At 64.8% G+C, this 25965-nt stretch carries 21 protein-coding genes and 4 tRNA genes; 8 read left to right on the top strand and 17 right to left on the bottom strand.

Annotation, left to right across the window (positions count from 1 at the left end):
• Nucleotides 1–79 precede the first annotated feature (79 nt).
• The 12 genes from rpoC to ACYX4S_RS05055 form a co-directional block, all read right to left on the bottom strand.
• A complete protein-coding gene (rpoC, locus tag ACYX4S_RS05110) occupies nucleotides 80–4279 on the bottom strand; it encodes a DNA-directed RNA polymerase subunit beta' (RefSeq protein WP_476362127.1) in 4200 nt (1399 codons plus the stop codon).
• A gap of 101 nt (nucleotides 4280–4380) precedes the next feature.
• Complete coding sequence (rpoB, locus tag ACYX4S_RS05105) at nucleotides 4381–8523, bottom strand: DNA-directed RNA polymerase subunit beta (protein ID WP_476362126.1); 4143 nt, start codon at nucleotides 8521–8523, stop codon at nucleotides 4381–4383.
• A 204-nt stretch (nucleotides 8524–8727) separates the two neighbouring features.
• Nucleotides 8728–9105, bottom strand: coding sequence for a 50S ribosomal protein L7/L12 (gene rplL, locus ACYX4S_RS05100; RefSeq protein WP_476362125.1), 378 nt, complete (start codon nucleotides 9103–9105; stop codon nucleotides 8728–8730).
• Nucleotides 9106–9165: 60 nt separating this feature from the next.
• The gene (gene rplJ, locus ACYX4S_RS05095; RefSeq protein ID WP_422069215.1) at nucleotides 9166–9684 is read right to left on the bottom strand and encodes a 50S ribosomal protein L10; all 519 of its coding nucleotides are present in this window, start codon (nucleotides 9682–9684) and stop codon (nucleotides 9166–9168) included.
• Nucleotides 9685–10017: 333 nt separating this feature from the next.
• The gene (gene rplA / locus ACYX4S_RS05090; RefSeq protein WP_476362124.1) at nucleotides 10018–10713 is read right to left on the bottom strand and encodes a 50S ribosomal protein L1; all 696 of its coding nucleotides are present in this window, start codon (nucleotides 10711–10713) and stop codon (nucleotides 10018–10020) included.
• Between the two features lie 4 nt (nucleotides 10714–10717).
• Nucleotides 10718–11149, bottom strand: a complete 432-nt coding sequence (gene rplK, locus ACYX4S_RS05085; RefSeq protein WP_422069217.1) for a 50S ribosomal protein L11 — start codon at nucleotides 11147–11149, stop codon at nucleotides 10718–10720.
• 231 nt (nucleotides 11150–11380) lie between these two features.
• Nucleotides 11381–11914, bottom strand: coding sequence for a transcription termination/antitermination protein NusG (gene nusG, locus ACYX4S_RS05080; RefSeq protein ID WP_422069218.1), 534 nt, complete (start codon nucleotides 11912–11914; stop codon nucleotides 11381–11383).
• A gap of 36 nt (nucleotides 11915–11950) precedes the next feature.
• On the bottom strand, nucleotides 11951–12148 hold the full coding sequence (gene secE / locus ACYX4S_RS05075; RefSeq protein ID WP_422069219.1) for a preprotein translocase subunit SecE: 198 nt from the start codon (nucleotides 12146–12148) through the stop codon (nucleotides 11951–11953).
• A gap of 104 nt (nucleotides 12149–12252) precedes the next feature.
• Nucleotides 12253–12328: transfer RNA gene (locus tag ACYX4S_RS05070), tRNA-Trp, on the bottom strand.
• A 420-nt stretch (nucleotides 12329–12748) separates the two neighbouring features.
• On the bottom strand, nucleotides 12749–13924 hold the full coding sequence (gene tuf, locus ACYX4S_RS05065; RefSeq protein WP_476362123.1) for an elongation factor Tu: 1176 nt from the start codon (nucleotides 13922–13924) through the stop codon (nucleotides 12749–12751).
• 134 nt (nucleotides 13925–14058) lie between these two features.
• A tRNA-Gly gene (locus tag ACYX4S_RS05060) sits at nucleotides 14059–14132 on the bottom strand.
• Between the two features lie 16 nt (nucleotides 14133–14148).
• Nucleotides 14149–14233, bottom strand: a tRNA-Tyr gene (locus ACYX4S_RS05055).
• 208 nt (nucleotides 14234–14441) lie between these two features.
• On the opposite strand from ACYX4S_RS05055, the gene ACYX4S_RS05050 reads away from it, so the two are divergent.
• Both ACYX4S_RS05050 and ACYX4S_RS05045 read left to right on the top strand, forming a co-directional pair.
• The gene (locus ACYX4S_RS05050; protein WP_476362122.1) at nucleotides 14442–15236 is read left to right on the top strand and encodes a TrmH family RNA methyltransferase; all 795 of its coding nucleotides are present in this window, start codon (nucleotides 14442–14444) and stop codon (nucleotides 15234–15236) included.
• Nucleotides 15237–15310: 74 nt separating this feature from the next.
• A tRNA-Thr gene (locus ACYX4S_RS05045) sits at nucleotides 15311–15386 on the top strand.
• 6 nt (nucleotides 15387–15392) lie between these two features.
• Here the strand turns inward: ACYX4S_RS05045 and ACYX4S_RS05040 are convergent.
• Entirely contained in the window at nucleotides 15393–16472 is a 1080-nt protein-coding gene (locus ACYX4S_RS05040) for a fatty acid desaturase (RefSeq protein ID WP_476362121.1), read from the bottom strand.
• 210 nt (nucleotides 16473–16682) lie between these two features.
• Here ACYX4S_RS05040 and ACYX4S_RS05035 point away from each other — a divergent pair, with 210 nt between their 5' ends.
• From ACYX4S_RS05035 to ACYX4S_RS05025, 3 genes are all read left to right on the top strand, one after another.
• Entirely contained in the window at nucleotides 16683–17558 is an 876-nt protein-coding gene (locus ACYX4S_RS05035; protein ID WP_476362120.1) for a helix-turn-helix domain-containing protein, read from the top strand.
• A 116-nt stretch (nucleotides 17559–17674) separates the two neighbouring features.
• Complete coding sequence (locus tag ACYX4S_RS05030) at nucleotides 17675–18118, top strand: c-type cytochrome (protein WP_476362119.1); 444 nt, start codon at nucleotides 17675–17677, stop codon at nucleotides 18116–18118.
• Between the two features lie 110 nt (nucleotides 18119–18228).
• On the top strand, nucleotides 18229–19152 hold the full coding sequence (locus tag ACYX4S_RS05025; protein ID WP_476362118.1) for a c-type cytochrome: 924 nt from the start codon (nucleotides 18229–18231) through the stop codon (nucleotides 19150–19152).
• A gap of 1 nt (nucleotide 19153) precedes the next feature.
• On the opposite strand, the gene cutA is transcribed toward ACYX4S_RS05025, so the two are convergent.
• On the bottom strand, nucleotides 19154–19489 hold the full coding sequence (gene cutA, locus ACYX4S_RS05020; RefSeq protein ID WP_476362117.1) for a divalent-cation tolerance protein CutA: 336 nt from the start codon (nucleotides 19487–19489) through the stop codon (nucleotides 19154–19156).
• A 231-nt stretch (nucleotides 19490–19720) separates the two neighbouring features.
• Here cutA and ACYX4S_RS05015 point away from each other — a divergent pair, with 231 nt between their 5' ends.
• The 3 genes from ACYX4S_RS05015 (at nucleotide 19721) to ACYX4S_RS05005 (ending at nucleotide 21779) form a co-directional block, all read left to right on the top strand.
• Nucleotides 19721–20521, top strand: a complete 801-nt coding sequence (locus tag ACYX4S_RS05015) for an NAD kinase (RefSeq protein ID WP_293724610.1) — start codon at nucleotides 19721–19723, stop codon at nucleotides 20519–20521.
• A gap of 110 nt (nucleotides 20522–20631) precedes the next feature.
• Nucleotides 20632–21204: a response regulator gene (locus ACYX4S_RS05010; RefSeq protein WP_422069271.1), complete on the top strand. Its 573-nt coding sequence runs from the start codon at nucleotides 20632–20634 to the stop codon at nucleotides 21202–21204.
• Between the two features lie 50 nt (nucleotides 21205–21254).
• Nucleotides 21255–21779, top strand: a complete 525-nt coding sequence (locus ACYX4S_RS05005; RefSeq protein ID WP_476362116.1) for an Hpt domain-containing protein — start codon at nucleotides 21255–21257, stop codon at nucleotides 21777–21779.
• An 18-nt stretch (nucleotides 21780–21797) separates the two neighbouring features.
• Here ACYX4S_RS05005 and ACYX4S_RS05000 read toward each other — a convergent pair whose 3' ends face one another.
• The 3 genes from ACYX4S_RS05000 to ACYX4S_RS04990 form a co-directional block, all read right to left on the bottom strand.
• On the bottom strand, nucleotides 21798–22949 hold the full coding sequence (locus ACYX4S_RS05000; protein ID WP_476362115.1) for a DUF2336 domain-containing protein: 1152 nt from the start codon (nucleotides 22947–22949) through the stop codon (nucleotides 21798–21800).
• Between the two features lie 107 nt (nucleotides 22950–23056).
• The gene (locus tag ACYX4S_RS04995; RefSeq protein WP_476362114.1) at nucleotides 23057–24457 is read right to left on the bottom strand and encodes a multicopper oxidase family protein; all 1401 of its coding nucleotides are present in this window, start codon (nucleotides 24455–24457) and stop codon (nucleotides 23057–23059) included.
• A 261-nt stretch (nucleotides 24458–24718) separates the two neighbouring features.
• Complete coding sequence (locus ACYX4S_RS04990; RefSeq protein ID WP_476362113.1) at nucleotides 24719–25876, bottom strand: lytic transglycosylase domain-containing protein; 1158 nt, start codon at nucleotides 25874–25876, stop codon at nucleotides 24719–24721.
• Nucleotides 25877–25965: the final 89 nt, after the last annotated feature.

Below are 25965 nucleotides of genomic sequence, written 5' to 3'. Positions count from 1 at the left end.
GTGTCCTCACCCCATATGGGCAAACGAAAAGGGGCCGCACAAGGCGGCCCCTTCGATCTTCTGTCCGGCGATGCGACGTTTATTCGGCCGCGCCGGACATGTCCTCGAGCATCGGATCGGCGTCTTCGGCCGTGGAGGATGCGCGACGCGCATCGAGGATCAGCTCGTCGCGGTGTCCCGCGACCTGCCGGATCTTCGACATCATGGCGCCGGTACCCGCCGGGATGAGACGGCCGACGATGACGTTCTCCTTCAGGCCCTCGAGCGTGTCCTGCTTTCCGTTAACCGCCGCCTCGGTAAGAACGCGGGTGGTCTCCTGGAACGACGCGGCCGAGATGAACGACCGAGTCTGCAGGCTCGCCTTGGTGATGCCGAGCAGCACCGGAACGCCGGAAGCCGGCTTGCGGGCGTCGTCGATCGCGCGCTCGTTGACCTCGTCGAGGTCGAGCTTGTCGATCTGCTCGCCCGTGAGCAGGTCCGTGTCGCCGGCGTCGGTGATCTCGATCTTCTGCAGCATCTGGCGAACGATCACCTCGATGTGCTTGTCGTTGATCACCACACCCTGGAGCCGGTAGACCTCCTGGATCTCGTTGACGAGGTAGGCGGCCAGCGCCTCCACGCCACGAATGGCCAGAATGTCATGCGGCGCCGGGTTGCCGTCGAGGATGTACTCGCCCTTCTCGATGGTGTCGCCTTCCTGCAGGTGGAAGTGCTTGCCCTTCGGGATGAGGTACTCGACCGGATCCTGACCTTCCTCATGCGGCTCGATGACGACGCGACGCTTGTTCTTGTAGTCGCGTCCGAAGCGGATCGTGCCGTCGATCTCGGCGATGATGGCGTGATCCTTCGGACGACGGGCCTCGAACAGCTCCGCCACGCGCGGCAGGCCGCCCGTGATGTCCTTGGTCTTGGCGCTCTCCATCGGGATACGCGCCAGGACGTCACCAGCCTTGACCGCCGCGCCGATCTGCACGGCGAGGATGGCATCGACCGAAAGAAGCGAGCGGGCGTCGCCGCCACGCGGCAGCTTCTTCACCGTGCCGTTGGCGTCCTTGATGACGATCGCCGGCTTCAGGTCGGCACCACGCTGCGAGGTCCGCCAGTCCATGACGACGCGCTTGGTGATGCCGGTCGCCTCGTCGGTGGTCTCCTGCGCCGAAACGCCCTCGACCAGATCCTCGGAGTCGACGACACCGTCCACCTCGGACAACATCGGCCGGGTATAGGGGTCCCACTCCGCGATACGCTGGCCACGCTTGACCTCGTCACCCTCGTCGACGTGCAGCTTCGAGCCGTAGGCGATGCGGTGCACCGCACGCTCGTTGCCGTCGCCGTCGGTGATGACGACCGCCATGTTGCGGGCCATGGCCACCAGGTTGCCGTCGGAGTCGCGAACCGCGTTGCGATTGCGGATCGTCACCGTGCCCTCGAAGTTGGACTCGATGAACGACTGGTCCACCACCTGCGCCGTGCCACCAATGTGGAACGTACGCATGGTGAGCTGGGTACCCGGCTCGCCGATCGACTGCGCCGCGATGACGCCGACCGCCTCGCCGATGTTCACCGGCGTGCCGCGCGCAAGGTCACGGCCGTAGCAGGTGCCGCAGACGCCGCGCTTGGTCTCGCAGGTGAGCACCGAGCGGATCTTGATCATCTGGACGTTCGCGGCCTCGATGGCCTCGACTTCCTTCTCCTCGATCAGCGTTCCGCGCGGGACAATCACCTCGCCGGTGGCGTGGTTGATGATGTCCTCGGCCGCGGTACGGCCCAGCACGCGATGGCCGAGCGAGGCGATGACCTGACCGGCATCGACGATCGCCTGAACGGTGATGCCGTTCTCGGATCCGCAGTCCCGCTCGAGGATGATGGAGTCCTGCGCCACATCGACGAGACGACGGGTCAGGTAACCCGAGTTCGCCGTCTTGAGCGCGGTGTCAGCCAGACCCTTACGGGCGCCGTGGGTGGAGTTGAAGTACTCCAGAACCGACAGGCCTTCCTTGAAGTTCGAGATGATCGGCGTCTCGATGATCTCGCCCGACGGCTTGGCCATGAGGCCACGCATGCCGGCAAGCTGCTTCATCTGCGCGGGGCTGCCACGGGCACCGGAGTGCGACATCATGTAGATCGAGTTGATCTGCTTCTGCCGTCCGGTCTCCTCGTCGTGCTCGACCGACTGAATGCGCTTCATCATCTCGTCGGCGACGCGATCCGTGCACTTGGCCCAGGCATCGACGACCTTGTTGTACTTCTCGCCCTGCGTGATGAGGCCGTCGTTGTACTGCTGCTCGTATTCCTTCACGAGCTCGGCCGTCTCATCCACCAGGTTGGACTTGCTGTCCGGAATGACCATGTCGTCCTTGCCGAACGAAATGCCGGCCAGGCAGGCGTGGCGGAAGCCGATGCCCATGATGCGGTCACAGAAGATCACCGTCTCCTTCTGACCGCATGCACGGTACACCGCGTCGATCATCCGGCTGATTTCCTTCTTGGTCATCAGCTTGTTGCAGACGTCGAACGGAACCTCGTGGTTCAGCGGCAGAAGCTCGCCGATAAGCATGCGGCCCGGCGTCGTCTCGACGATGCGGGTCGAGACGTTGCCCTCCGCATCGATGGACTTCACGCGGCCGCGCACCTTGGCGTGCAGCGTCGTGACGCCCGTGTCGAGCGCGTGCTGGAGCTCGCCGACATTGCCGAACACCATGCCCTCGCCCGGCTCGCCGTCGGCGATGAGCGAGAGATAGTAGAGACCGAGAACGATGTCCTGCGACGGCACGATGATCGGCGAACCGTTGGCCGGATGCAGGATGTTGTTCGTCGACATCATCAGCGTGCGCGCCTCGAGCTGCGCCTCGAGCGACAGCGGAACGTGCACGGCCATCTGGTCACCGTCGAAGTCGGCGTTGAACGCCGCGCAGACGAGCGGATGAAGCTGGATGGCCTTGCCCTCGATGAGGGTCGGCTCGAACGCCTGGATGCCGAGGCGGTGCAGCGTCGGGGCACGGTTCAGCAGGACCGGATGCTCGCGGATCACCTCGTCGAGGATATCCCAGACCTCGGGACGCTCCTTCTCGACCAGCTTCTTCGCCTGCTTCACGGTCGAGGAATAGCCCTTCGCGTCGAGACGCGAATAGATGAAGGGCTTGAACAGCTCGAGCGCCATCTTCTTCGGCAGGCCGCACTGGTGCAGCTTGAGCTCCGGGCCCACGGTGATCACCGAACGGCCGGAATAGTCGACGCGCTTGCCGAGCAGGTTCTGACGGAAACGGCCCTGCTTGCCCTTCAGCATGTCGGACAGCGACTTCAGCGGGCGCTTGTTGGCGCCCGTGATGACGCGACCGCGACGGCCGTTGTCGAACAACGCGTCCACGGACTCCTGCAGCATCCGCTTCTCGTTGCGGATGATGATGTCCGGGGCACGAAGCTCCATCAGGCGACGCAGACGGTTGTTACGGTTGATCACGCGGCGGTACAGATCGTTGAGATCCGACGTCGCGAAGCGACCGCCATCCAGCGGAACGAGCGGACGCAGGTCCGGCGGGATGACCGGAACGACCGTCATGATCATCCACTCCGGCCGGTTGCCGGACTCGATGAACGCCTCGACGACCTTCAGCCGCTTGGCGAGCTTCTTCGGCTTCAGCTCGGTGGTCGCCTCGGCGATCTCCTTGCGGATGAAGTCCCGCTCCTTCTCCAGGTCGAGCGACATCAGCATCTCGCGGATGGCCTCGGCGCCGATCATGGCGGTGAAGGCATCCTCGCCGTAGTCGTCCTGGGCGCGCAGGTACTCTTCCTCCGACAGGAGCTGGCGCGGCTTCAGCGGCGTCAGGCCCGGCTCGAGAACCACGTAGTACTCGAAGTACAGCACGCGCTCGAGGTCCTTGAGCGTCATGTCCATCAGCAGGCCGATGCGCGAGGGAAGCGACTTCAGGAACCAGATGTGCGCAACCGGCGCGGCCAGCTCGATGTGGCCCATGCGCTCGCGGCGAACGCGCGAAAGCGTCACCTCGACGGAGCACTTCTCGCAGATCACGCCCTTGTACTTCATGCGCTTGTACTTGCCGCACAGGCACTCGTAATCCTTGATCGGACCGAAGACGCGCGCGCAAAACAGACCGTCACGCTCGGGCTTGAACGTGCGGTAGTTGATCGTCTCCGGCTTCTTGATCTCGCCGTAGGACCACGAAAGGATCTTCTCCGGCGACGCCAGGGAGATCTTGATGTGGTCGAAGGTCTGAGCGGGAACCTGCTGGTTGAACAGGTTCATGACCTCATGATTCATGGGCTCTCTCCTCGAAAGCACGGAAGGGAAGCAAGGTCGTGTCCCTGCTTCCCGAACCGTTTTTACGGCATTCTGTCTCGACGGTCACCAGCAGTGGAGTTTCACTCCGCCGCATCTGCCGCCGCAACATCCCCGTCGACCGACAACGGCGCCTTGTGATCCTTGAGCTCGACATTGAGGCCGAGCGAACGCATCTCCTTGACGAGAACGTTGAAGCTCTCCGGAATGCCTGCCTCGAACGTGTCGTCTCCGCGAACGATCGCCTCGTAGACCTTGGTACGGCCCGCGACATCGTCCGACTTGACGGTCAGCATCTCCTGCAGCGTGTAGGCAGCGCCATACGCCTCGAGTGCCCACACCTCCATCTCGCCGAAGCGCTGGCCGCCGAACTGGGCCTTGCCACCCAGCGGCTGCTGGGTCACCAGCGAGTACGGGCCGATGGAACGGGCATGGATCTTGTCGTCGACCAGGTGGTGGAGCTTCAACATGTAGATGTAGCCCACGGTGACCTGGCGGTCGAACGGCTCGCCCGTGCGTCCGTCATAGAGCTGGGACTGGCCGGACCCGTTGTAGGTCGCCTGCTCCAGCATCCTGACGATGTCCGGCTCGCGGGCGCCGTCGAAGACCGGCGTCGCGATGGGCACGCCCGTCTTGAGCTGGTCCGCGAGACGCAGCACCGACTCGTCGTCGTAGTCCTTGACCGGCTCGCCCTTCAGGTTGTCGCCGAAGACCTCGACGATCTCGCCCTTGAGCGCCTCCAGCTTGCCCGACCGCTTGTACTCCTCGTACAGCTCGCCGATCTTGCGCCCCATGCCGGAACAGGCCCAGCCGAGGTGCGTCTCGAGAATCTGTCCGACGTTCATGCGGCTCGGCACGCCGAGCGGGTTCAGAACGATGTCGACATACTCGCCATCCTCAAGGAACGGCATGTCCTCGATCGGATTGATCTTCGACACCACGCCCTTGTTGCCGTGACGGCCGGCCATCTTGTCACCCGGCTGCAGCTTGCGCTTCACCGCGACGAAGACCTTGACCATCTTCATGACGCCCGGCGGCAGCTCGTCGCCACGCTGCAGCTTCTCGACCTTGTCGATGAAACGCTGCTCGAGGCGCTTGCGGCTCTCGTCGTACTGACCGCGAAGGGCTTCCACCTCGCTCATCAGCTTCTCGTCCTCGACGGCGAACTGCCACCACTGCGAGCGCGGGAACTCGTTGAGGACGTCGCCGGTGATCTCGGCGTTCTTCTTGAAGTGCTTCGGACCGGCGACGGCCATCTTGCCGAGAAGCATCTCGGCGAGGCGACCGTAGACGTTGCGATCGAGGATCGCCTGCTCGTCGTCGCGGTCCTTGGCCAGGCGCTCGATCTCCTCGCGCTCGATGGCCATCGCGCGCTCGTCCTTCTCCACGCCGTGGCGGTTGAAGACGCGCACCTCGACCACCGTGCCACCGACGCCCGGCGGAAGCCGCAGCGAGGTGTCGCGCACATCGGACGCCTTCTCGCCGAAGATGGCGCGCAGGAGCTTCTCCTCCGGCGTCATCGGGCTTTCGCCCTTCGGCGTGATCTTGCCGACGAGGATGTCACCCGGCTTCAGCTCCGCACCGATATAGACGATGCCGGCCTCGTCGAGGTTCTTCAGCGCCTCTTCCGAAACGTTCGGAATGTCACGCGTGATCTCCTCCGGACCGAGCTTCGTGTCACGCGCCATCACCTCGAATTCCTCGATGTGGATGGAGGTGAACACGTCGTCGCGCACGATGCGCTCCGAGAGCAGGATCGAATCCTCGAAGTTGTAGCCGTTCCAGGGCATGAACGCGACGCGCACGTTCCGGCCGAGCGCCAGATCTCCGAGATCCGTGGACGGACCGTCGGCGATGATGTCGCCCTTGGAAATCAGGTCGCCCACACGCACCAGCGGACGCTGGTTGATGCAGGTGTTCTGGTTCGAGCGCTGGAACTTCATCAGCCGGTAGATGTCGACGCCGGACTTCGACGCATCGAGGTCCTCCGTCGCGCGGATGACGATACGGGTCGCATCGACCTGGTCGACGATGCCCGCCCGGCGCGCGGCGATGGCCGCACCGGAGTCGCGTGCCACGACCGGCTCCATGCCCGTACCCACAAGCGGCGCCTCGGCGCGCACCAGCGGCACGGCCTGACGCATCATGTTCGAGCCCATCAGCGCGCGGTTCGCGTCATCGTTCTCGAGGAACGGAATGAGCGAGGCGGCGACCGAAACGAGCTGCTTCGGCGACACGTCCATGAACTCCACCCGCTCGGGCGGCAGAAGCATGTTCTCGCCCGCGTGGCGGCTCGTGATCAGGTCGGAAACGAACCGGCCGTCGTCATCGATCTCGGCGTTGGCCTGGGCGATATGGTACTTCGCCTCTTCCATCGCGGACAGATAGACCGTCTCGGCGGTGACCTGACCGTCCTTCACCTTGCGGTACGGGCTTTCGATGAAGCCGTACTTGTTGATGCGGGCGAAGGTCGCCAGGGAGTTGATCAGACCGATGTTCGGACCTTCCGGCGTCTCGATCGGGCAGATGCGGCCGTAGTGCGTCGGGTGCACGTCGCGCACCTCGAAGCCGGCGCGCTCGCGCGTCAGACCGCCCGGGCCAAGCGCCGAGAGACGACGCTTGTGGGTGACCTCGGAGAGCGGGTTCGTCTGGTCCATGAACTGCGAGAGCTGCGAGGAGCCGAAGAACTCGCGCACGGCCGCAGCCGCCGGCTTGGCGTTGATGAGATCCTGCGGCATGACCGTGTCGATCTCGACCGAGGACATGCGCTCCTTGATCGCACGCTCCATGCGAAGCAGACCGACGCGATACTGGTTCTCCATCAGCTCGCCGACCGACCGGACACGGCGGTTGCCGAGGTTGTCGATGTCGTCGATCTCGCCACGGCCGTCGCGCAGCTCCAGGAGCTCGCGGATCACGGCAAGGATGTCTTCCTTGCGGATCGTGCGGACGGTGTCCTCGGCCGTGAGGTCCAGACGCATGTTCATCTTCACGCGCCCGACCGCGGACAGGTCGTAGCGCTCGCCGTCGAAGAACAGCGACTGGAACATGGCCTCTGCGGAGTCGAGCGTGGGCGGCTCGCCCGGACGCATCACGCGGTAGATGTCGAACAGCGCGTCCTCGCGCGTCTCGTTCTTGTCCACGGCCAGCGTGTTGCGGATATAGGCGCCCGTCGTCACGTGATCGATGTCGAGCACCGTGATCTCGGCATAGCCGTGATCGACCAGATCACCGAGGATCTTCTCGTTGATCTCCTCACCGGCCTCGGCATAGATCTCGCCAGAGGACGGATCGACCATGTCCTCGGCCAGATACTGGCCGTACAGGTCCTCGTCGAGAACCTTGAGCGCCTTGACGCCCTTGTCGGCGAGCTGGCGAACGGTGCGCGCGGTGATCTTGCGTCCGGCCTCGATCACGACCTCGCCGCTGTCGGCGTCGATCATGTCGTAGGAAGCCTTGGTGCCCTTCAGACGGTCGCCGTCGAAGGCGACACGCCAGGAACCCGGCTCGTCGCGCGTGTACTCGATCGTCTTGTAGAACGTGTTGAGGATCTCCTCGCCGTCGAGGCCGAGCGCCTTGAGGAGCGAGGTGACCGGAATCTTGCGGCGGCGGTCGATGCGCGCATGCACGATGTCCTTCGCGTCGAACTCGATGTCGAGCCACGACCCGCGATAAGGAATGATGCGCGCGGCAAACAGCAGCTTGCCCGAGGAGTGGGTCTTGCCCTTGTCGTGATCGAAGAACACGCCCGGCGAGCGATGCATCTGCGACACGATCACGCGCTCGGTGCCGTTGACGACGAACGTTCCGTTCTCCGTCATGAACGGCATGTCGCCCATGTAGACGTCCTGCTCCTTGATGTCCTTCACGGATTTCGCGCCGGTGTCCTCGTCGACATCGAACACGATCAGGCGCAGGGTCACCTTGAGCGGCGCGGCGAAGGTCATGCCGCGCTGGCGGCACTCCTCGACGTCATACTTCGGCTGCTCGAACTCGTAGCTGACGAACTCGAGCAGCGCCGTGCCGGCGAAGTCGGAAATCGGGAACACCGAGCGGAACACCGCCTCGAGTCCCTCCTCCATGCGCCCCTTCTCGGGCTTGTCGACCTGAAGGAACTGGTCGTAGGACGCCTTCTGGACCTCGATGAGATTGGGCATCGCGGCGACTTCGCGGATCGATCCGTAAATCTTGCGGACCCGCTTGCGACCGTTGAACGTGTGCGCCATTGTCGCTCCTCGTTTCGATCTGATACGGCTCTCCGAAAAGCCGGACCCCGGCCAAACCGCCGTCACGCAACGCGCCGCGGCCTTTCGGACAACCGTCCCCGACGGAACCTGCCGCCTGAGGGACTGATACCCCGCGCGGGGAACCCGCCGGGGTCTGGAAAAATGCGGCCCCGGCGCGAACCGGGACCGCGGGATCAAAGCTGATTACTTCAGCTCGACCTTGGCGCCAGCCTCTTCGAGCTTCTTCTTCAGCTCTTCGGCCTCGGCCTTGGCAACGCCTTCCTTGATCGGCTTCGGAGCGCCCTCGACCAGGTCCTTGGCCTCCTTCAGGCCCAGACCGGTGATCGCGCGCACTTCCTTGATGACGTTGATCTTCTTGTCACCAGCGTCGGCGAGAACGACGTCGAACTCGTCCTTCTCTTCCTCGGCCGGAGCAGCAGCGCCACCACCGGCGGCAGCGGCAACGGCGACCGGAGCAGCGGCGGACACGCCCCACTTCTCCTCGAGCATCTTCGACAGCTCGGCCGCTTCCATCACGGTGAGAGCGGACAGTTCCTCAACGATCTTCTCGAGATCAGCCATTTTCCATAGTCCTTAATTGGTTCGAACCGTTCGGTTCCGACAGTGTGTAGATGTTCCGCCTTATGCGGCTTCGTCCTTCTTGGCGTACGCGCCGAAGACGCGGGCGAGCTGCCCGGCCGGTGCGTTGACGACCTGAGCGATGCGCGAGGCAGGCGTCTGGATCATGCCCAGCAGCTTGCCACGGAGCTCGTCCAGCGACGGCATCTCGGCAAGCGCCTTGACACCCTCTGCATCCAGGTTCGTCGAGCCGAGTGCGCCACCCAGAACCACGAGCTTGCTCTGGTTCTTGGCGAACGCCACCGTCGCCTTCGCAGCGGCAACCGGATCATCGGAATAGGCGATGACCGTGGGACCGCTGAAGAGGTCGGCGATGTGCTCGAGCTCAGTGCCTTGAAGGGCAAGCTTCACAAGACGGTTCTTGGCGACCTTGACCGAACCGCCGGCCTCGCGAACCTGCGACCGCAAGGCCGTCATGTCCGCAACCGAAAGTCCGGCGTAGTGCGCAACGACGACAACGCCGGTGTTCTGCAACACCTCGTTGAACGACGCGACGAACTCTCGCTTCTCCGTTCTTTCCACTTGCCTTCTCCGTTTGGCGGCTTTCGCCGCCGGTTTGTCTCTGCCGTCCGGCTCCGGGAACCCTGAGGCTCCTTTACGGACAACACCGAGGATCCTGCCCCCTCGCGTGCCTCATCGGCGCGGCAAGGACAAACGGTTCGAACCGGCGGGATACCCCGCGAATCCGGCTCTTACCCGTCTATGCAGGCCCGCTTCGGGCTTAAGCGCCACCGGACCAAGGCCCTGGCGGCACACCTGCAGTCTCGGACAGGACACCCGCCGTTTCCGGCGGGCGATCCGTCCGGCCGAAGCCGGACGGAATTCTGTAGCCGCGGCAGACGCCGCGGCGGGCAATCAGGCCGTGACCGTGGCCGGATCGACCTTGAGGCCGGGGCCCATGGTCGAGCTGATCGCGATGCGCTTGACGTAGGTGCCCTTGGCGCCGGTCGGCTTCGCCTTCACGACGGCATCGACGATCGCCTTGATGTTCTCGCCAAGCTTGTCCGCCTCGAAGGAGACCTTGCCGACGCCGGCATGGATGATACCGGCCTTCTCGACGCGGAACTGCACGGCGCCGCCCTTGGCGTCACGCACGGCCGAAGCCACGTCCGGAGTCACGGTACCGACCTTCGGGTTCGGCATCATGCCACGCGGGCCGAGAACCTTGCCGAGGCGACCGACGAGCGGCATCATGTCCGGCGTCGCGATGCAGCGATCGAAATCGATCTTGCCGCCCTGGACCTCAGCGACGAGCTCCTCCGCACCGACGATGTCGGCACCGGCGGCCTTCGCCTCGTCAGCCTTGTCGCCACGCGCGAACACGGCAACGCGAACCGACTTGCCCGTGCCGTTCGGAAGCACGCAGACACCACGAACCATCTGGTCGGCGTGACGCGGGTCGACACCGAGGTTGATGGAGATGTCGACGGTCTCGTCGAACTTCACCTTCGAGCGGTCCTTAACCAGGGCCAGCGCCTCGTCCAGCGCGTAGAGCTTGTTGCGGTCGAGCCCCTCGCGGGACGCACGGACGCGCTTTCCAATCTTCGCCATCGACTTACTCCGTGACCTCGAGACCCATCGACCGCGCCGAACCCTCGACCATCATCATGGCCGCGTCGACGTCGTTCGCGTTCAGGTCCTTCATCTTCGCCTCGGCGATCTCGCGCACCTGATCGCGCGTGACCTTGCCGACGAAACCGCCCTTGCCCGGGGTCTTGGAACCGGACTTGAGACCGGAGGCCTTCTTCAGGAAGAAGCTCACCGGAGCCGTCTTCACGACGAACGTGAAGGAGCGGTCGGAGTAGTAGGTGATGACGGTCGGGCACGGAGCACCCTTTTCCACATCCTGGGTCTGGGCGTTGAACGCCTTGCAGAACTCCATGATGTTGAGACCGCGCTGACCAAGCGCGGGACCGATCGGCGGCGACGGCGTCGCGGAGCCGGCCGGCACCTGCAGCTTGATGTAACCTTCGATTTTCTTCGCCATTCGTCTCTCCAACTGGCGTTGCCGGATCACCGGCATCTCAGAACAGGTGGTGAGGCCATCACACCCGGCGAACCATGCGCGCCAGCCTTCCACCAGGGAGCGGAGCACTTTCGCCCCGGTCATCCACCTCTTGCGGCAAGAGACCTTCCCGCGCGGCATGGCAACCGCAAACCCGCAAGGCGTAACGCGCCCGCCCCACCGCCTTGCGGAAGAGCCGGACGCGGATACGCGTTAAAGCTTCTCGACCTGCCCGTATTCAAGCTCGACCGGCGTGGCGCGACCGAAGATCGACACCGCGACCTTGAGGCGCGCACGCTCGTCGTCGACCTCCTCGACAAGACCCGAGAAGGAGGCGAAGGGTCCGTCCGAAACGCGGACCTGCTCGCCGATCTCGAAACTGATCGAGGGCTTCGGACGCTCAACACCCTCCTGCACCTGATGCAGGATACGCATTGCCTCCGCCTCGGAAATCGGAATGGGCTTCTGGTCCGCCCCGCCGAGGAAACCCGTAACCTTGGGCGTGTTCTTGACGAGGTGCCAGGCCTCGTTCGACATGTCCATCTTCACGAGAACATAGCCCGGGAAGAACTTGCGCTCCGCGTCGACCTTCCGACCGCGACGCACTTCGACGACCTTCTCCGTCGGGACGAGAATCTCTTCGAACAGATCCTCAAGCCCCTGCTGAGCGGCCTTTTCCCGAATCGATTCCGCCACCTTCTTCTCGAAATTCGAGTAGGCGTGAACGATGTACCAACGCTTGGCCATATTCCCTCGAGCCGATTGTGAACCTGAACGAACCGCTTAGGAGCCCAGACCCAGGATCAAGCCGATTCCCTGACCCATCAGCCAGTCGGCAAGCAGAAAAAAGACGGAGGCAAGGATCACCATGATGAACACCATGACGGTCGTCACCGCGGTTTCCCGACGCGTCGGCCACGTCACCTTGGACGTTTCGCGCCGGACTTCCTGGACGAACGTGAAAGGATTTGACTTTGCCATTCAACTGCCGGTTCTGTCACGACCATGAGGCGCGGGGAACTATCCACGCGCCTTGGTCGAAAGCCCTAATTAAGGCCTAACGGCCCAACGATCAAGAGCAAAGGTGGCAGGGGCGGAGGGACTCGAACCCCCGGCCCTCGGTTTTGGAGACCGATGCTCTACCAACTGAGCTACACCCCTAGACCTTTCGCAGCCTGATCTAGAGAGTTTTCACTCGCGCTTCAAGCGCGAAATGCCAGAGGCGTGAATTAATTCACAATTCGGTAAAATTCATGACGCACGAACGTGCGCCGTCCACAGGCAGGGACGCCGGAAACGCCACTCCGATCCCCTCTGCAGCCTACCGGGTCCGACAAGGAACGCCAGGCAGGAGCGCGCCCCGTGCCGTTGTCCGTTGATCTGCCGCACGCGCCTTGCGGCACGGGCGGCAAGAGAACCAGCCTCGGCACCCCTTCCCTTTCGCTCCACCCTCCAGGCTGCATTGGCGACACCTGCGTGCCCCCCGCCTCGTGCCGGTCACAGCTCACAAATGCAAAAGGGGCGCGGCCCGAAGACCACGCCCCTTGCGAAACCTGCCGCGGGAGACCCGCGACGGAATTCTTACTTGAGGATCGACGCGACGACGCCGGCTCCGACGGTGCGGCCGCCTTCGCGGATAGCGAAGCGCAGGCCCTCTTCCATCGCGATCGGCACGATCAGCTCGACCTCGACCGACACGTTGTCGCCCGGCATCACCATCTCGGTGCCCTCGGGAAGGCTCACCACGCCCGTAACGTCCGTCGTGCGGAAGTAGAACTGCGGACGGTAGTTGGTGAAGAACGGCGTGTGACGGCCACCCTCTTCCTTCGTCAGGATGTAGGCCTCGGCCTTGAACTGCGTGTGCGGGGTAACAGAACCCGGCTTGCACAGAACCTGACCGCGCTCCACGTCCTCGCGACCGATGCCGCGGATCAGCGCGCCGATGTTGTCGCCGGCCTCGCCCTGGTCGAGCAGCTTGCGGAACATCTCGACGCCCGTGACGGTCGTCTTCTTCGTGTCGCGGATGCCGACGATCTCGACTTCCTCGCCGACCTTCACGACGCCACGCTCGACACGGCCCGTCACCACGGTACCGCGACCCGAGATCGAGAACACGTCCTCGATCGGCATCAGGAACGGAAGGTCAACCGGACGCTCCGGCGTCGGGATGAAGTCGTCCACGTGAGCCATCAGCTCGCGGATCTTCTCCTCGCCGATGTTCGGGTCACGACCCTCGAGGGCCGCAAGAGCCGAACCCGCAACGATCGGAATGTCGTCACCCGGGAACTCGTAGGACGAAAGCAGCTCGCGCACTTCCATCTCGACCAGCTCGAGGAGCTCCTCGTCGTCGACCTGGTCGACCTTGTTCAGGAACACCACAAGCGCCGGAACACCGACCTGACGGGCGAGCAGGATGTGCTCACGCGTCTGCGGCATCGGGCCGTCGGCGGCCGAACACACCAGGATCGCGCCGTCCATCTGCGCCGCACCCGTGATCATGTTCTTCACGTAGTCGGCGTGACCCGGGCAGTCCACGTGCGCGTAGTGACGGTTCTCCGTCTCGTACTCAACGTGCGCCGTCGAGATCGTGATGCCGCGGGCACGCTCTTCAGGCGCCGCGTCGATCATGTCGTACGCCTTGAAGTCGCCGAAGTACTTCGTGATCGCAGCCGTCAGCGTCGTCTTGCCGTGGTCAACGTGACCGATCGTGCCAATGTTAACGTGCGGCTTCGTCCGCTCAAACTTTGCTTTCGCCATCGGCGTCGCTCTCTTAGCTTGCGGTTAAGTCCATCAGATTCGATACAGACCCGACCGCCGCTGGGCGGTGGATACTCTGGCCTGGCAACGTGTTCTCGCGCAACCTGGTCCGGAGGGGACGTCAACTCAGCGAGTGGAGCGGGTGAAGGGAATCGAACCCTCGTCGTCAGCTTGGAAGGCTGCTGCTCTACCATTGAGCTACACCCGCCGCCGGTCGAGGGGGATGGTGGAGGAGGTTGGATTCGAACCAACGTAGGCAAAGCCAACGGATTTACAGTCCGTCCCCTTTAACCACTCGGGCACTCCTCCGAGGCCCCCACCCGACGCCGAAGCGTTCCGGATGGCTTCACGAAAACGCCCCGCAAAACAATCGCGAGGCCGTTCCCGTGGCCGGTGTTATGCAGATAGCGTCCAAGGGTGTCAACGCCCATTTGCCGCCTGTGGACACAAAAACCTCTCCCCTGCGCGGACGCTTTCCGCTTGCCCGCGCGCCGGACGCGGGATAAGCGCTCACCTCATGAGCAGACAGACCCGAAACCCGCCCCGTCCGCACGCCGGAAAGCGCCGGCCCCACGGCTCCTTCCGTTCGACACAGGGCGACGAAGGACCGCTGCATCTCTACGGTTTGCACACGGTCGAGGCGGCCTTCGCCAACCGGGCCCGCAAGCGCATACGATTGCTTGCGACCGAGAACGCCGTGCGCCGCCTCGCGGAGCGCGGCGTGACGTCCGACGTTCCTGTGGAAATCGTCTCCCCGCGACAGCTCGACCAGCTCGTGGGCCGCGATGCGGTTCATCAGGGAGCGGTGCTCGAGGCCTGGCCGCTGCCACCGCTCGGGGCGAAGGATCTGGGGCGCGCCCGTCTCGTGCTCGCGCTCGACCAGGTGACCGACCCGCACAATGTCGGCGCGATCCTGCGTTCCGCCGTGGCACTCGCCGCCGATGCGGTGGTCACCACAGAGCGTCATGCGCCCGAGGAGGGCCCCGTGCTCGCGAAATCCGCCTCCGGCGCGCTCGACATGATCCGCCACGTGCGGGTGAAGAACATGGCGCGCTTCATCGCCGAGATGCGCGAGGAAGGGTTTCGTTGCGTGGCGCTCGACAGCGCCGGCCCTGCCCGACTGGAGGAAACCGAGCTGGGCGAGAAGACCGTTCTCGTGCTCGGATCCGAGGGCAAGGGCGTGCGCCAGGGGGTGCGGGAGGCCTGCGACACGCTCGCGCGACTCGACATGCCCGGCGAGCTCGCCTCGCTGAACGTCTCGAACGCCGCCGTTCTCGCGCTTTATGTGACGCGCGCCAAGATGGGCCTTTGAGACATTTTTCAGGTGGAGCGCACGCTTGAAACGGATGCACATGCCCTGAAGGTGTGCTAAGACCCCGCGCGGTCGCCGGTATAGCTCAGCTGGTAGAGCACCTGATTTGTAATCAGGGGGTCACGGGTTCGAATCCTGTTGCCGGCACCATTCCCCTCATGCCCGTTCATTGTCTGACCGTTGGTCCTCGCGCCCTGCCCTTGAGGCCAGGAGCGACCGCTCCCGCGTGCCATCGACTCTCACGGCGCCCGCCTCGCGCAAGGGATGGGCCACGGGCTCCTTCCGGGTGAACAGATAGCGCCGAACAATCTCCAGATACGAGCGATAGACATAGCCGCCGTTTTTCGCCTGGTAGCGCGCCCGCTCGGCCCGGTAGGCGGCGGGAAGCCTGTGCCAGGCGAGCTTCGGGCGTTCATGGTGCACCGCATGCAGCGAGTTGAACAGGAACAGCCACGCAAGAGGGCCACGATCCTCGATGAGCACCGTGCGGTGTCCGGTCTCCGGCGCGGCCTGATGCTCCAGGAACGTGCGCAGGGACAGCAGCGACGCTCCGCCATAGCAGGCCGCGATGTATCCCCAGCCGGAGACTCCCGGCATCGCGGAAAGAAACGCAACGAGCACGCCCGCGAATACCAGATGCTCTCCCCAGGCCCGCAGCACGTCCCCGCGACCGGCCCGCATCAGGCGAACCTCCGCGCGCCAGAAACCGAATAGCCCGACAGCCGGTCCAAGCAGAAGACGCCCGGCCAGCGTGTTGTTCGCTTCCAAAACCTGCCTCATGAGCCATGGCAGACGTCCGCTTTCCCTGGGGTCGAGATACCAGCTTTCGGGATCCTCATAGGGGTCGGTCAGATTCGGATCGATGTGATGGGCCATGTGAAGGGCCCGGAAGCGCCAGTAGGGAACCGCAAGTCCCAATGGCAATGCCACGGTCAGCGCATTGAGGCGCGTGCCGCGAAACGGATGACCGTGCAGGACCTCGTGCTGAAGCGAGGAATGCAGCGCGATCACCACCGCTAGCAGGGCATAGGCGACGCTGCCAAGTGCGGCCGCGTTCCACACCAGCGCGAAGAACGCGCCATGAACCGCGACCAGAAGTGTCAACGTCGGCGCCTCGCCACGAATGCCGGCAGGTATCCGGAAGTCCCTCGCGGTATGTGCGCCCGCGTCGGGCGCCTCGCCCTCCACCGGTACGAATGCATGCGTATCGTGCTGCCGCTCGGCGAGACCCGGCATGGAACCTCCTCGAAATGGTTGGAAAGGCGTTGTTTTCACGCACACTTTCCACCGAGGTTCGGGCTCGGGACAATGTGTCAATCAACATGTTGAAATGAGATACTGCATGGTATTATCGACTTTCATGTATTTTCGTAATTTTCATGCGAAACAACAACACAAGGAGCAGAGCCTTGTGCTCTCCACCACATCGGCAACGGGGACCCGATCATGAGCGGAACCGACAAGCGCGAACTCGCGGCAGTGTTTCGCGAACGGCTCGGGCTTCTTCTGGCACGGCGCGGCGAGCCGCCGGCGCGCTTTGCCACGCGGGTCGGCCTCGACCGGTCCGCGCTCAGCCATTTCCTGGACACAGCCTCCACGCGAATGCCGCGCACCGAGGCGCTGTGTGACATCGCCCGGGCCGAGGGCGTGACGACGGACTGGCTGCTCGGGCTCACCCAGTCGGAAACCGACGCCGCGGACATTGCCCCGGCGCTCGAGATCGAGCGCACCGAAAACGGTCACGGCGAGACATTGTTGGCAAGCTGGCACCAGCAGGCGATCGGCTACAAGATCCGCTACGTTCCCTGCACTGTCCCCGACCTGCTGCGCACCGAGGCGGTAACCGCCTATGAGTTCGGGCAGGACGAGAGTGCGCAGGCTGCCGCCAAGGCAGATCAGGGTCGCCGGCAGCTCGACTACACACGCCGGCCCGAGACCGACATGGAGGTCTGCATGCCGATGCAGACGCTGGAGGCGCTGGCGGAGGGATCGGGTGTCTGGAGCGGCCTCGATGCGAACGACCGGCGCGCCCAGCTCGAGCACATGGCCTGCCTTGTCGACGAACTCTACCCGACATTTCGCCTTTTTCTGTTCGACGGGCGCCATCACTTCGCGGCGCCCTACACGGTCTTCGGCCCCCAGCGCGCCGCGCTCTATCTCGGCACGCTCTATCTGGTGGTGAACTCCGTGGAACACATTCGCGCCCTCACCCGCCATTTCGACGGGCTCATTCGCAACGCGACCCTGGGGCCGGACCGCGCAGGCGCGCATATCGAGGCACTGGCCCGCAACGTGCGGGAGCGTCCGGTCACGGCTTCGTGAAGCCCGGCGTCTTGAGCCCGCCCCGCTTCGAAGGGACAGTCTGTGCTGGCCTGGGGTGTGGACCCGTCTCGTTGATGAGTCCTCTCCCTGAGCCGCATTCGAGGGAGATTGAAAACATGATCAAGACCGGCCTCCGGGCTTTCGCCGTGGCGCTCGCGCTTGCGGGTGCAACCTCCATTGCCAGCGCCGATCCGATCCAGACGCGCCAGGAGATGATGAAATCCGTTGGCGCCGCCACCGGCACGCTCGCCAAGATGATCAAGGGCGAGACGTCTTATGATCCGGTCGCGGCCGGGCTGGCCATGCGCCTTTTGTTCACGACGCCGTCCGGTTTCGTCACCCAGTTTCCGGAAGGCAGCAATTCGGCCGAGAGCGAAGCCTCGCCGAAGATCTGGGAAGACATGGCCGGTTTCGAAAAGGCCGCCATGGACCTGCAGAACGCGGCGCTTGCCGCGATCCCCGCCTCTGCCCAGAGCCTTGACGCTCTCAAGGGAGAGTTCGGCTCGGTCGCCTCGAACTGCAAGGCCTGCCACGAGAACTACCGCGTGAAGAAGAACTGAGTACGGATGGCCGGGCCGGCGCCTGACATCGGACCGGTCCGGCCAACGCCCCGCTCCGCCACCGGCCCGGCGGCGGAGTGCATGTATCTGTAAACGTCCCGGATCGCCGCATGACCCGTCGCACCGTCTTCCGCCTGTTCGGCCTCGCCCTTCTTCTGGTCGCCGGCCTGATTTACCTGACGCGTCCGGAGCGGATCGGCCCGGACGCGATCCCGACGCACACGGCCGATCTTGCCAACGGCGAGCGCATGTTCTGGGCCGGCGGCTGCGCGTCATGCCACGCCGCCCCTGGCGCGAAAGGCGATGACAAGCTGGTGCTCGCCGGTGGGGTGGAACTTGACACGCCGTTCGGCCTGTTTCGTGCGCCGAATCTCTCGCCCGATCCCGAACACGGCATAGGCGGCTGGTCAGAGGCGGATTTCGTTACCGCCATGACCCTGGGCACCTCGCCGCAGGGCACGCACTACTACCCGGCCTTCCCCTACACCTCCTATCGCAACATGCGTCTGGAGGATCTGATCGACCTGAAAGCCTTCCTCGACACCCTGCCCGCTTCCACGAACGTCGTCGCGGACCACGATCTCGCCTTTCCCTTTTCCTGGCGAGGCACGCTCGGGTTCTGGAAGGCGCTCTACCTGAAGCGTGTGCCGCCGCCCGCCCCGCAGGACGCGGATGAGACGGTTCTGCGCGGACATTATCTTCTCACCGGGCCGGGACATTGCGCGGAATGCCATACCCCGCGCGGCCTCCTCGGAGGTCAGGACCTGGACCGCTGGCTTGCCGGCGGCCCCAATCCGGATGGAGAGGGCATGATCCCCAACATCACGCCGTCGCGCTCGGGGATCGGAAGCTGGTCGGCGGGAGACATCGCCTACTATCTGGAATCGGGCTTCACGCCGGATTTCGACAGTGTCGGCGGCAGCATGGCCGACGTTCAGGAGAACTGGTCGAGGGTCCCGGCCGCCGACCGGGAAGCCATCGCGGCCTACCTGAAAACGGTCACGCCAATGCCCGCGCAGGACCAGCAGGACTGAATCAGACCAGGCCCGCCGTTTCCTTCCGGATCCAGTGCAGGAAGCCGGCGCTGCCGTCTTCCACCGGCAGGCTCAGCACCGCCGGCTCGTCATAGGGATGCGCGGCCTTGAGCGCCGCGATCGCGGCGGCGGACTGGGCGAGCGTCGTCTTCGCCAGGAAGACGACCTCGTTCGCCTCCTCGATCTCGCCCTGCCAGCGATAGATCGACACCATGCCCGGCCACATGTTGATGCAGGCGGCAAGGCGCTCTCGCACCAGCGCCTCTCCGGCGGCCCTGGCGCTGTCCGTGTCGGGGAAGGTCGCGTAAATCAGGCGGATGTGACTGTCGCTTTGCATCGTCGAATGGATTCCCAAGCTGGTGGTGAGCGTGCTACGAAACCGAAGACCGGTCGCGGACAGTCCCGAGCCGGACGTGCCCCGATGGTGTAGCCCCGAATGCGGCCCGCGGCCAAGCGGTGACATTCAACAAGGTGGCTGGCGCCGGACGCGGACACGGCCCGCCGCCCGAATGTCCGCGCCATATCAAGGCAAGGCCGCCCCGTTCGCCGCCTTCATGCAGGATCCGGCATGACCGCTTCGCTTCCGCCTGCCGGCGAGATCACCCCAATCGAGCGCATTGCCTTCGTTTCGAGCGACACCGCCGAGGCGGCGGAGGCGCGCGCGACGCTGGAACGGCGCTTCGGCACCCATAACCCGAAGGGTGCGGACGTCATCGTCGCGATTGGCGGCGACGGTCTCATGCTGCAGACGCTGCATCGCTTCATGAACACGGGCAAGCCGATCTACGGCCTCAACAAGGGGTCCGTCGGTTTCCTCATGAACGAGTACCGCGAGGACGATCTGCTTGAGCGCATTCGCAATGCCGCCGTCAGCCGGATCCGTCCGCTCGTGATGGAGGCGACCGACACGCTGGGGCATATCCATTCCGCGCTCGCCATCAACGAGGTCTCCCTGTTGCGGCAGACCCACCAGGCCGCCAAGCTTCGCATCACCGTCGACGAGCGGGTGCGCATGGAGGAACTCGCCTGCGACGGCGTGATCGTCTCCACGCCCGCCGGCAGCACGGCCTACAATCTCTCTGCCCACGGCCCGATCCTGCCGGTTGACGCGCACCTCCTGGCGCTGACGCCGATCAGCCCGTTTCGGCCGCGCCGCTGGCGTGGCGCGCTGCTTCCCAACCGCGTTCAGGTGCGCATCACCGTGCTGGAAAGCGACAAGCGCCCGGTCAGCGCGGCCGCCGACTACACCGAGATCCGCAACGTGATCGAGGTTCGTGTGCGCGAGGAGGAGAACTCCCACAGTCTGGTGCTGTTCGATGCGGATCACAATTGGGACGAGCGCATTCTCACGGAGATGTTCCGCTACTGACCTCCGCAATACCACGAGTCCGGCGTTGATTTCGTGATTGCTTAACTTGTCCCGGGCAAGCTCAGGCTTCGGGCGGAACGGTCCGCCGGACAGAAATTCGCCGGGCGCTCATGTCTTTTCCCACGCTCAACCTCTCCAATCTGCGTGTTCTCGTCGTCGAGGACAACTTGCACATGCGCCGCATCCTCCGGCGGATGCTGTCGGGTTTCGGAGTAACGCTGATCCACGAGGCGGAAGACGGCGCCGAGGCGCTCGAACAGGTCGCGCGACAGGATCCGGATCTGATCATTACCGACTGGCTCATGCCCATCGTCGACGGTGCGGAGCTGACACGGCGCATCCGGTCCGGCAATTCGCCAGGCTGCTTCGTGCCCATCATCGCGGTTACGGCCCACACCCAGAAACGGCGGGTGGTCGAGGCGCGCGATTGCGGCGTCACCGAGATCCTGTGCAAGCCGGTTTCGGCGAAGGCGCTTTACCTGCGCATCGCGAATTGCGTCTTGAACCAGCGCGACTTCATTCGCTCGAAAACGTTCTTCGGCCCGGACCGGCGGCGCTTCCAGCTCCCCAACTACAAGGGGATCGACAGGCGCGGCCGGCGGAAGGAAGACGGGTATGCTCTGGACGCCGGGGGCGAAGTCACGCAGACTCCGCCCGCGGAAGAACATCGGGAATCGGCCTGACGGCCGCAGGCCGCACCCGCGCGGCTCTTCCCTGACCGGGACCTTGACACATGGCCACAGATCGAAGCGGACAGAAAGACGACTACGAGGTTGTAAAGCCTCCGCGCGACCTTCGCTCCAAGGTGCGTGTCCTGAGCCCGCGCGAGGCGGCACGGTTCGACCCGGTCAAGGCGGCCGAAGCCGCGCTTGAAAAGCTCTCCGCCGACTTCGACGACTGGATGGCCAACGAGGCCCTGGCACTGTCTTCCGCCTACACCGACATCCAGGAAAACGGCATGAGCGACGAGCGTCGCGACACGCTGTTTCGCGCGGCCCATGACATCAAGGGACAGGCGGGAACGCTCGGCTATCCGCTCGTCGGCGGGGTGGCCGCAAGCCTGTGCCACCTGATCGAGCATGTCGACGCCGCGACCTTGCCGCTTACCCTCGTCGGCCAGCATGTGGACGCCGTGCGCGCCATGGTGGCAGAAACGGGTCAGAAGGAAGACAATCCCACCGCGCGGGCGATCGTCGACCGGCTTGCCGACGTCACCGAGGACTACGTGTCCCGCAACGGTACGCCGGACAGCGACTGACGCCGTCCGCGTCGCCGATCAGGCCGCCAGTGTGCGGTCGCGATAGGCGCGTGCCGCGTCCCGCGCGATCTCGGCGGAAAAGCGGCGCAGCATGACGACGAGATCGTCGGCCTCGACCCCGTCCTGTTCCTGATAGCGGGCCAGAACCTCCCCGATGAGGAGGCGCGACACCCTAGCGCTGCCGGCGAGCGCCGGCGCGTTCGGCGTCGCGGAAAGCAGGTCGCGCCACACCGAAACCGCGACACAGAACAGTGAGTGGGTGCGCGAGGGCAGGCCAGCCCGGCCAAGGAGCGCACGCAGCGGCAGGGAACGCCCGCCCGAAAGGACGGCGGCCACGCGTTTGCGCGACAGGCCCGACAGGCGAACCAGAGCCGCCTCGAAAAGCACGGCGTTGCCCGTGCACACCGCGCGCAACATCAGGCCCGCGGTGAGCTGTCCCGACTGCAGGAGGTGCTCCACCAGGGATTCGGTCTCGTGCGGAGCCGCTCCGTTGGCGAGCGAAACGGTCGCGCGTTCACGCGCCTCGTTGACGACGGCCCTGGCGCGTGCCTCGTTGAGGCCCCGTCGCACCAGCGGATGATCGCTCAGCAGGTCGCCCACCTGCTTCAGAAGCATCTGGCGGATCTCGATGGGAACCCCATCGCGCTGCAGCAGGGCCTCGCGCACCGCCGGCTCGCGGCCATGGCGCTCCACCAGCGCCACGAGCAGCGTCGGTGTCAGATCCGCCCCCTCGTTGGCGAGCAGAACCGCGCAGGCGCTCGCCGAGCCGTGTGTCACAAGCGCCCGGCAGACCGGCTCGGACAGCTCGGACCGCTCGGCGATCGTGCGCGGAAGGGGATCGGTATAGCCCTCGACGAACTCCACGAGTTCGGCATCCAGAAGCACGGGGGAATGTCGCAGGATCGGCAAGGCGATCTGAGGCAGGTCACCGACAAGCGCCAGAACCACCTCGCGAGGGGCATCCCCGCTGCGCGCCAGGGCCTCGGCAAGCGCGCGGCGCACGCTCACACAGGGGTCGTCCAGGAGCAGGGTCAGCGCGGCGTCGGCCGCCTCGCGTTCGTCTTCCGAAAGGTCCGAATAGAGATACGCGCGAGCCAGCGCGCTCGTTGCCTCCGCCCGCCGGTCATCGGGCGCATCCGCCATCCATCGCAAGAACTGCTCTACGATCATCGTGCCACTGTCCTGTCAGGCGCCGCGAACCACCACGACGCGCCGACAGACAGTGTGCGCCAGAAACGCTTAATGCTTCGTTCACCATAAACGGACGCCGGTCCGCCTCAGGCCTCGACGCGCAGGAATCCCGCGAGCCCGGTCTTCTGGTGCTCGATGACATGGCAGTGAAAGGCCCAGTCCCCCGGGTTGTCGGCCACAAGCACGACCTCCATCGTCTCCTGGGCCTGCAGCAGGGCCGTGTCGGTCCACAGTGGCGGCACCTTGCGTTTGTCGGAGCGCAGCAGGCGGAACGTGTGGCCGTGAAGGTGAATGGGATGGTCGTTCTGCGTTTCGTTTCGGAACCGCAGAACATAGGTCTTCCCCTGTTTCAGCGTCGCGAGCGGATCGAGCGGCCCCGGAACGTCCCCCTTCCAGGCGATCCGGTTGATCGACCAGAAGGTATAGCCGAGGCTGCCGCAGATCGAACGCTGAGGCGCATCGCCGTCCGGTGTCCAGCCGAAGAGAAACTCGACCGTCTCCGCGTTGGCCAGATCCGGCTCGGCGAACGGATTGGGCGAAAGCGGCTTCAATTCGGCAAGCGTTCGGTTTGCGCTCGCGCCAACCGCGCGGAAGGTCGCGATGGCCACCGGGCCGGTTGGTGTGTCGCGCAGAAGCGCCACTTCCTCGCCCTCACGGTCCGGCACGCGAAGGGCGAAATCCGCCCTCTGGCCGGGCGCCAGAAGCGCCTCGTTGTGATCCTGCGGCACCGGCAGGGGATTTGAATCGAGCGCAAGAAGCCGCACCCGCGCTCCCGCGTCCTCATCACCAGACACCCGGTACGTCGCGACACGGGTGAGATCCGTCACCGCCAGGCGCAGGCGCACCAGGCCGCCCGCCGGCACGTCATGGCGCGGCGTGACCTGCCAGTTGACCGTGGAGACGGTACCGAGCGTCCCGCCACGCGCGGCGTTGCGCGGTTTGTAGAACTCGATGAAGGCGCCCTCACCGTTCAGGCGGAAGTCACGGATGTTGAGCGGAATGTCGGCATCGAAGCCCGGATCCTCGTCGTCTTCGACGATGAGAACCCCGGTCAGCCCGCGCGCGATCTGCTCCAGCGTGTTGCAATGGGGATGATACCAGAAGGTGCCCGCATCCGGAGGCGTGAAGGAATAGCGGAACCGCTCCTTCGCCTCGATGGGGTTTTGGGTGAGATACGGGACACCGTCCATGGCGTTGGCGATCCTCAGCCCGTGCCAGTGCACCGTCACCGCCTCGCCCAGGCCATTGTCCACGTCGACGTTGAACGTCTCCCCGCGCCGCATCCGCAGCACCGGCGGCGCGCCGGTCGAGACAAAGCTCATCATGTCCCGCGTGAGGGTGCCGGGCAGGATCTCGTGTGACAGGCGCGAGAGATCGAGCAGCGTATCCGCTGCATGGGCCTGCCGGGCGGCCAGCCCGCCCATGAGCGGTGCCGCGGCCACCGCCGCACCGCCAAGAAGAAGTTCCCGCCGCGAGATCATCGCCATGACCGCACACCCCGTTCGCGTAGCCTGAATGGACGGACGAGACCTCACCCGGCCTCGCCACCGGGCCACCATACGCCTGCCCGCCGCCACGGGTGAACCCGCGCACGCCATTTTTCTTGAGTTAAACCGTCATGTTTTAAGCGTGAAGTTTTCCGCCCGGATGCGGATACAGGAAAACCGGCGGAATACCGCCGGTTTCAAAGCCCACTTCAAGCGTCCGTGCGTTCCTGCGACCGACCGTCACAGGGCACCTGCCGCGCCTCATACGGGCGGCAAAAGGTCTTTCTGCTCAACCGCCGGGCGATAGCTGAGAAAGCCGGTCAGATCCATCGGCTGGCCGCGAACCAGGCTCGCGGTCCGGATCTCCGCGCGCTCGGGAACGGGCACCGCGGCCCGCGCTTCCTCGCGCGCCCCGCCGCCTTCGGCCGGGCGCAGTTCCGCCACACCGCTCAGAATGCGGGAGCGGCGTTCCGAATAGGCATCCGTCCCGGAAGCATCCACGACGGATTCGCGCCTTGCGGCGGCACGCAGCAGCGCTTCTTCCTGGCCGGCTTCCTGAGCCGCGAAGGCCGTGACGAAGCGCGAATCGAAGGAGGCCTTGCGTGCCTCGACGCCATTGCTGAACAGCGCATGGAAGGGTGAGGACACATCGGCGGTGGCCGACCAGGCCGAAAGGACGCGGCTGGTAGGATCGCCCATGGCAAGCGTCTGCTCGCCGCCCTGCGTTGCCGCAGCGACTGCCGTCTCCGCCCCCGGCTTGGAAGCGGGAACGGCGGCAAAGCGGGTGGCTCCGGGCAACGCGGGAGCCGTTCCCCCGTGCTTGGAAATCAGGTTGGCGTAAACCTCGCTCACCGAGCGCGCGCCACCGCGATCGTAGAAGATCGGCTTGTTGGCACGTGCCTGGCGCGAAAACACCTTGTCGGCGGCGAGTTCGGGATTGCTCTCGGCAAGCGAGATGAGCTTGCTCGCCCCGCCCGCACCCAGGAAATGGGCGATGTAAAGCTCGCCCTCGGACGGCTGACGACCGAGCTTGTCACTCAGGTAGGCCGCATTCTTCTGGGTCAGCTCACCGGCCATCGCCGAGGCGATCTCGGCATTGTCGCGCATGGCCAGGATTTCCTGGCGCATCTGCGGATCGCGAACCCGGTAGCGGCCACCGGAGGTGCGCTCGATCTGGTCGGCATAGGTGCCGAGCCCGTGCTTGTGCCCGGACTCCTTCATCGTCTCGAGCCAGGTGCTCTCGATGAACTGGAACAGGCCCGACGCGCTGGAGGTGCGTGCCTTGGCGTCCTCGTCGAAATTCGATTCGCGCTTGGCCGTCTTCACCAGATACTCGAAGGAGGCGCCCGTCGATGTGCTGGCGGACTGAAAGGCCTGCTCGATGCGCGAGGCAATCGAGAACGGTTCCCCGACTTTCATGTTCCGAAGCTCCCAGGCTGGATGCCGCAATCCTTACGATGCGGTTAAGACTCCCGCCCAAGTGGTTAACGAGTGGTTAACATGAACTA

This window comes from Stappia sp. ABD4_338 (assembly GCF_056312175.1).
The sequence above is the reverse complement of the archived record's forward strand: the minus strand, read 5'-3'. Positions and strand labels throughout refer to the sequence as shown.

Bases quoted from the DNA above. Each gene is read 5' to 3' on its own strand.
- rpoC (WP_476362127.1), bottom strand. From the start codon at position 4,279: ATGAATCATGAGGTCATGAACCTGTTCAACCAGCAGGTTCCCGCTCAG.
- rpoB (WP_476362126.1), bottom strand. From the start codon at position 8,523: ATGGCGCACACGTTCAACGGTCGCAAGCGGGTCCGCAAGATTTACGGA.
- rplL (WP_476362125.1), bottom strand. From the start codon at position 9,105: ATGGCTGATCTCGAGAAGATCGTTGAGGAACTGTCCGCTCTCACCGTG.
- rplA (WP_476362124.1), bottom strand. From the start codon at position 10,713: ATGGCGAAGATTGGAAAGCGCGTCCGTGCGTCCCGCGAGGGGCTCGAC.
- rplK (WP_422069217.1), bottom strand. From the start codon at position 11,149: ATGGCGAAGAAAATCGAAGGTTACATCAAGCTGCAGGTGCCGGCCGGC.
- nusG (WP_422069218.1), bottom strand. From the start codon at position 11,914: ATGGCCAAGCGTTGGTACATCGTTCACGCCTACTCGAATTTCGAGAAG.
- secE (WP_422069219.1), bottom strand. From the start codon at position 12,148: ATGGCAAAGTCAAATCCTTTCACGTTCGTCCAGGAAGTCCGGCGCGAA.
- tuf (WP_476362123.1), bottom strand. From the start codon at position 13,924: ATGGCGAAAGCAAAGTTTGAGCGGACGAAGCCGCACGTTAACATTGGC.
- ACYX4S_RS05050 (WP_476362122.1), top strand. From the start codon at position 14,442: ATGAGCAGACAGACCCGAAACCCGCCCCGTCCGCACGCCGGAAAGCGC.
- ACYX4S_RS05040 (WP_476362121.1), bottom strand. From the start codon at position 16,472: ATGCCGGGTCTCGCCGAGCGGCAGCACGATACGCATGCATTCGTACCG.
- ACYX4S_RS05035 (WP_476362120.1), top strand. From the start codon at position 16,683: ATGAGCGGAACCGACAAGCGCGAACTCGCGGCAGTGTTTCGCGAACGG.
- ACYX4S_RS05030 (WP_476362119.1), top strand. From the start codon at position 17,675: ATGATCAAGACCGGCCTCCGGGCTTTCGCCGTGGCGCTCGCGCTTGCG.
- ACYX4S_RS05025 (WP_476362118.1), top strand. From the start codon at position 18,229: ATGACCCGTCGCACCGTCTTCCGCCTGTTCGGCCTCGCCCTTCTTCTG.
- cutA (WP_476362117.1), bottom strand. From the start codon at position 19,489: ATGCAAAGCGACAGTCACATCCGCCTGATTTACGCGACCTTCCCCGAC.
- ACYX4S_RS05015 (WP_293724610.1), top strand. From the start codon at position 19,721: ATGACCGCTTCGCTTCCGCCTGCCGGCGAGATCACCCCAATCGAGCGC.
- ACYX4S_RS05010 (WP_422069271.1), top strand. From the start codon at position 20,632: ATGTCTTTTCCCACGCTCAACCTCTCCAATCTGCGTGTTCTCGTCGTC.
- ACYX4S_RS05005 (WP_476362116.1), top strand. From the start codon at position 21,255: ATGGCCACAGATCGAAGCGGACAGAAAGACGACTACGAGGTTGTAAAG.
- ACYX4S_RS05000 (WP_476362115.1), bottom strand. From the start codon at position 22,949: ATGATCGTAGAGCAGTTCTTGCGATGGATGGCGGATGCGCCCGATGAC.
- ACYX4S_RS04995 (WP_476362114.1), bottom strand. From the start codon at position 24,457: ATGGCGATGATCTCGCGGCGGGAACTTCTTCTTGGCGGTGCGGCGGTG.
- ACYX4S_RS04990 (WP_476362113.1), bottom strand. From the start codon at position 25,876: ATGAAAGTCGGGGAACCGTTCTCGATTGCCTCGCGCATCGAGCAGGCC.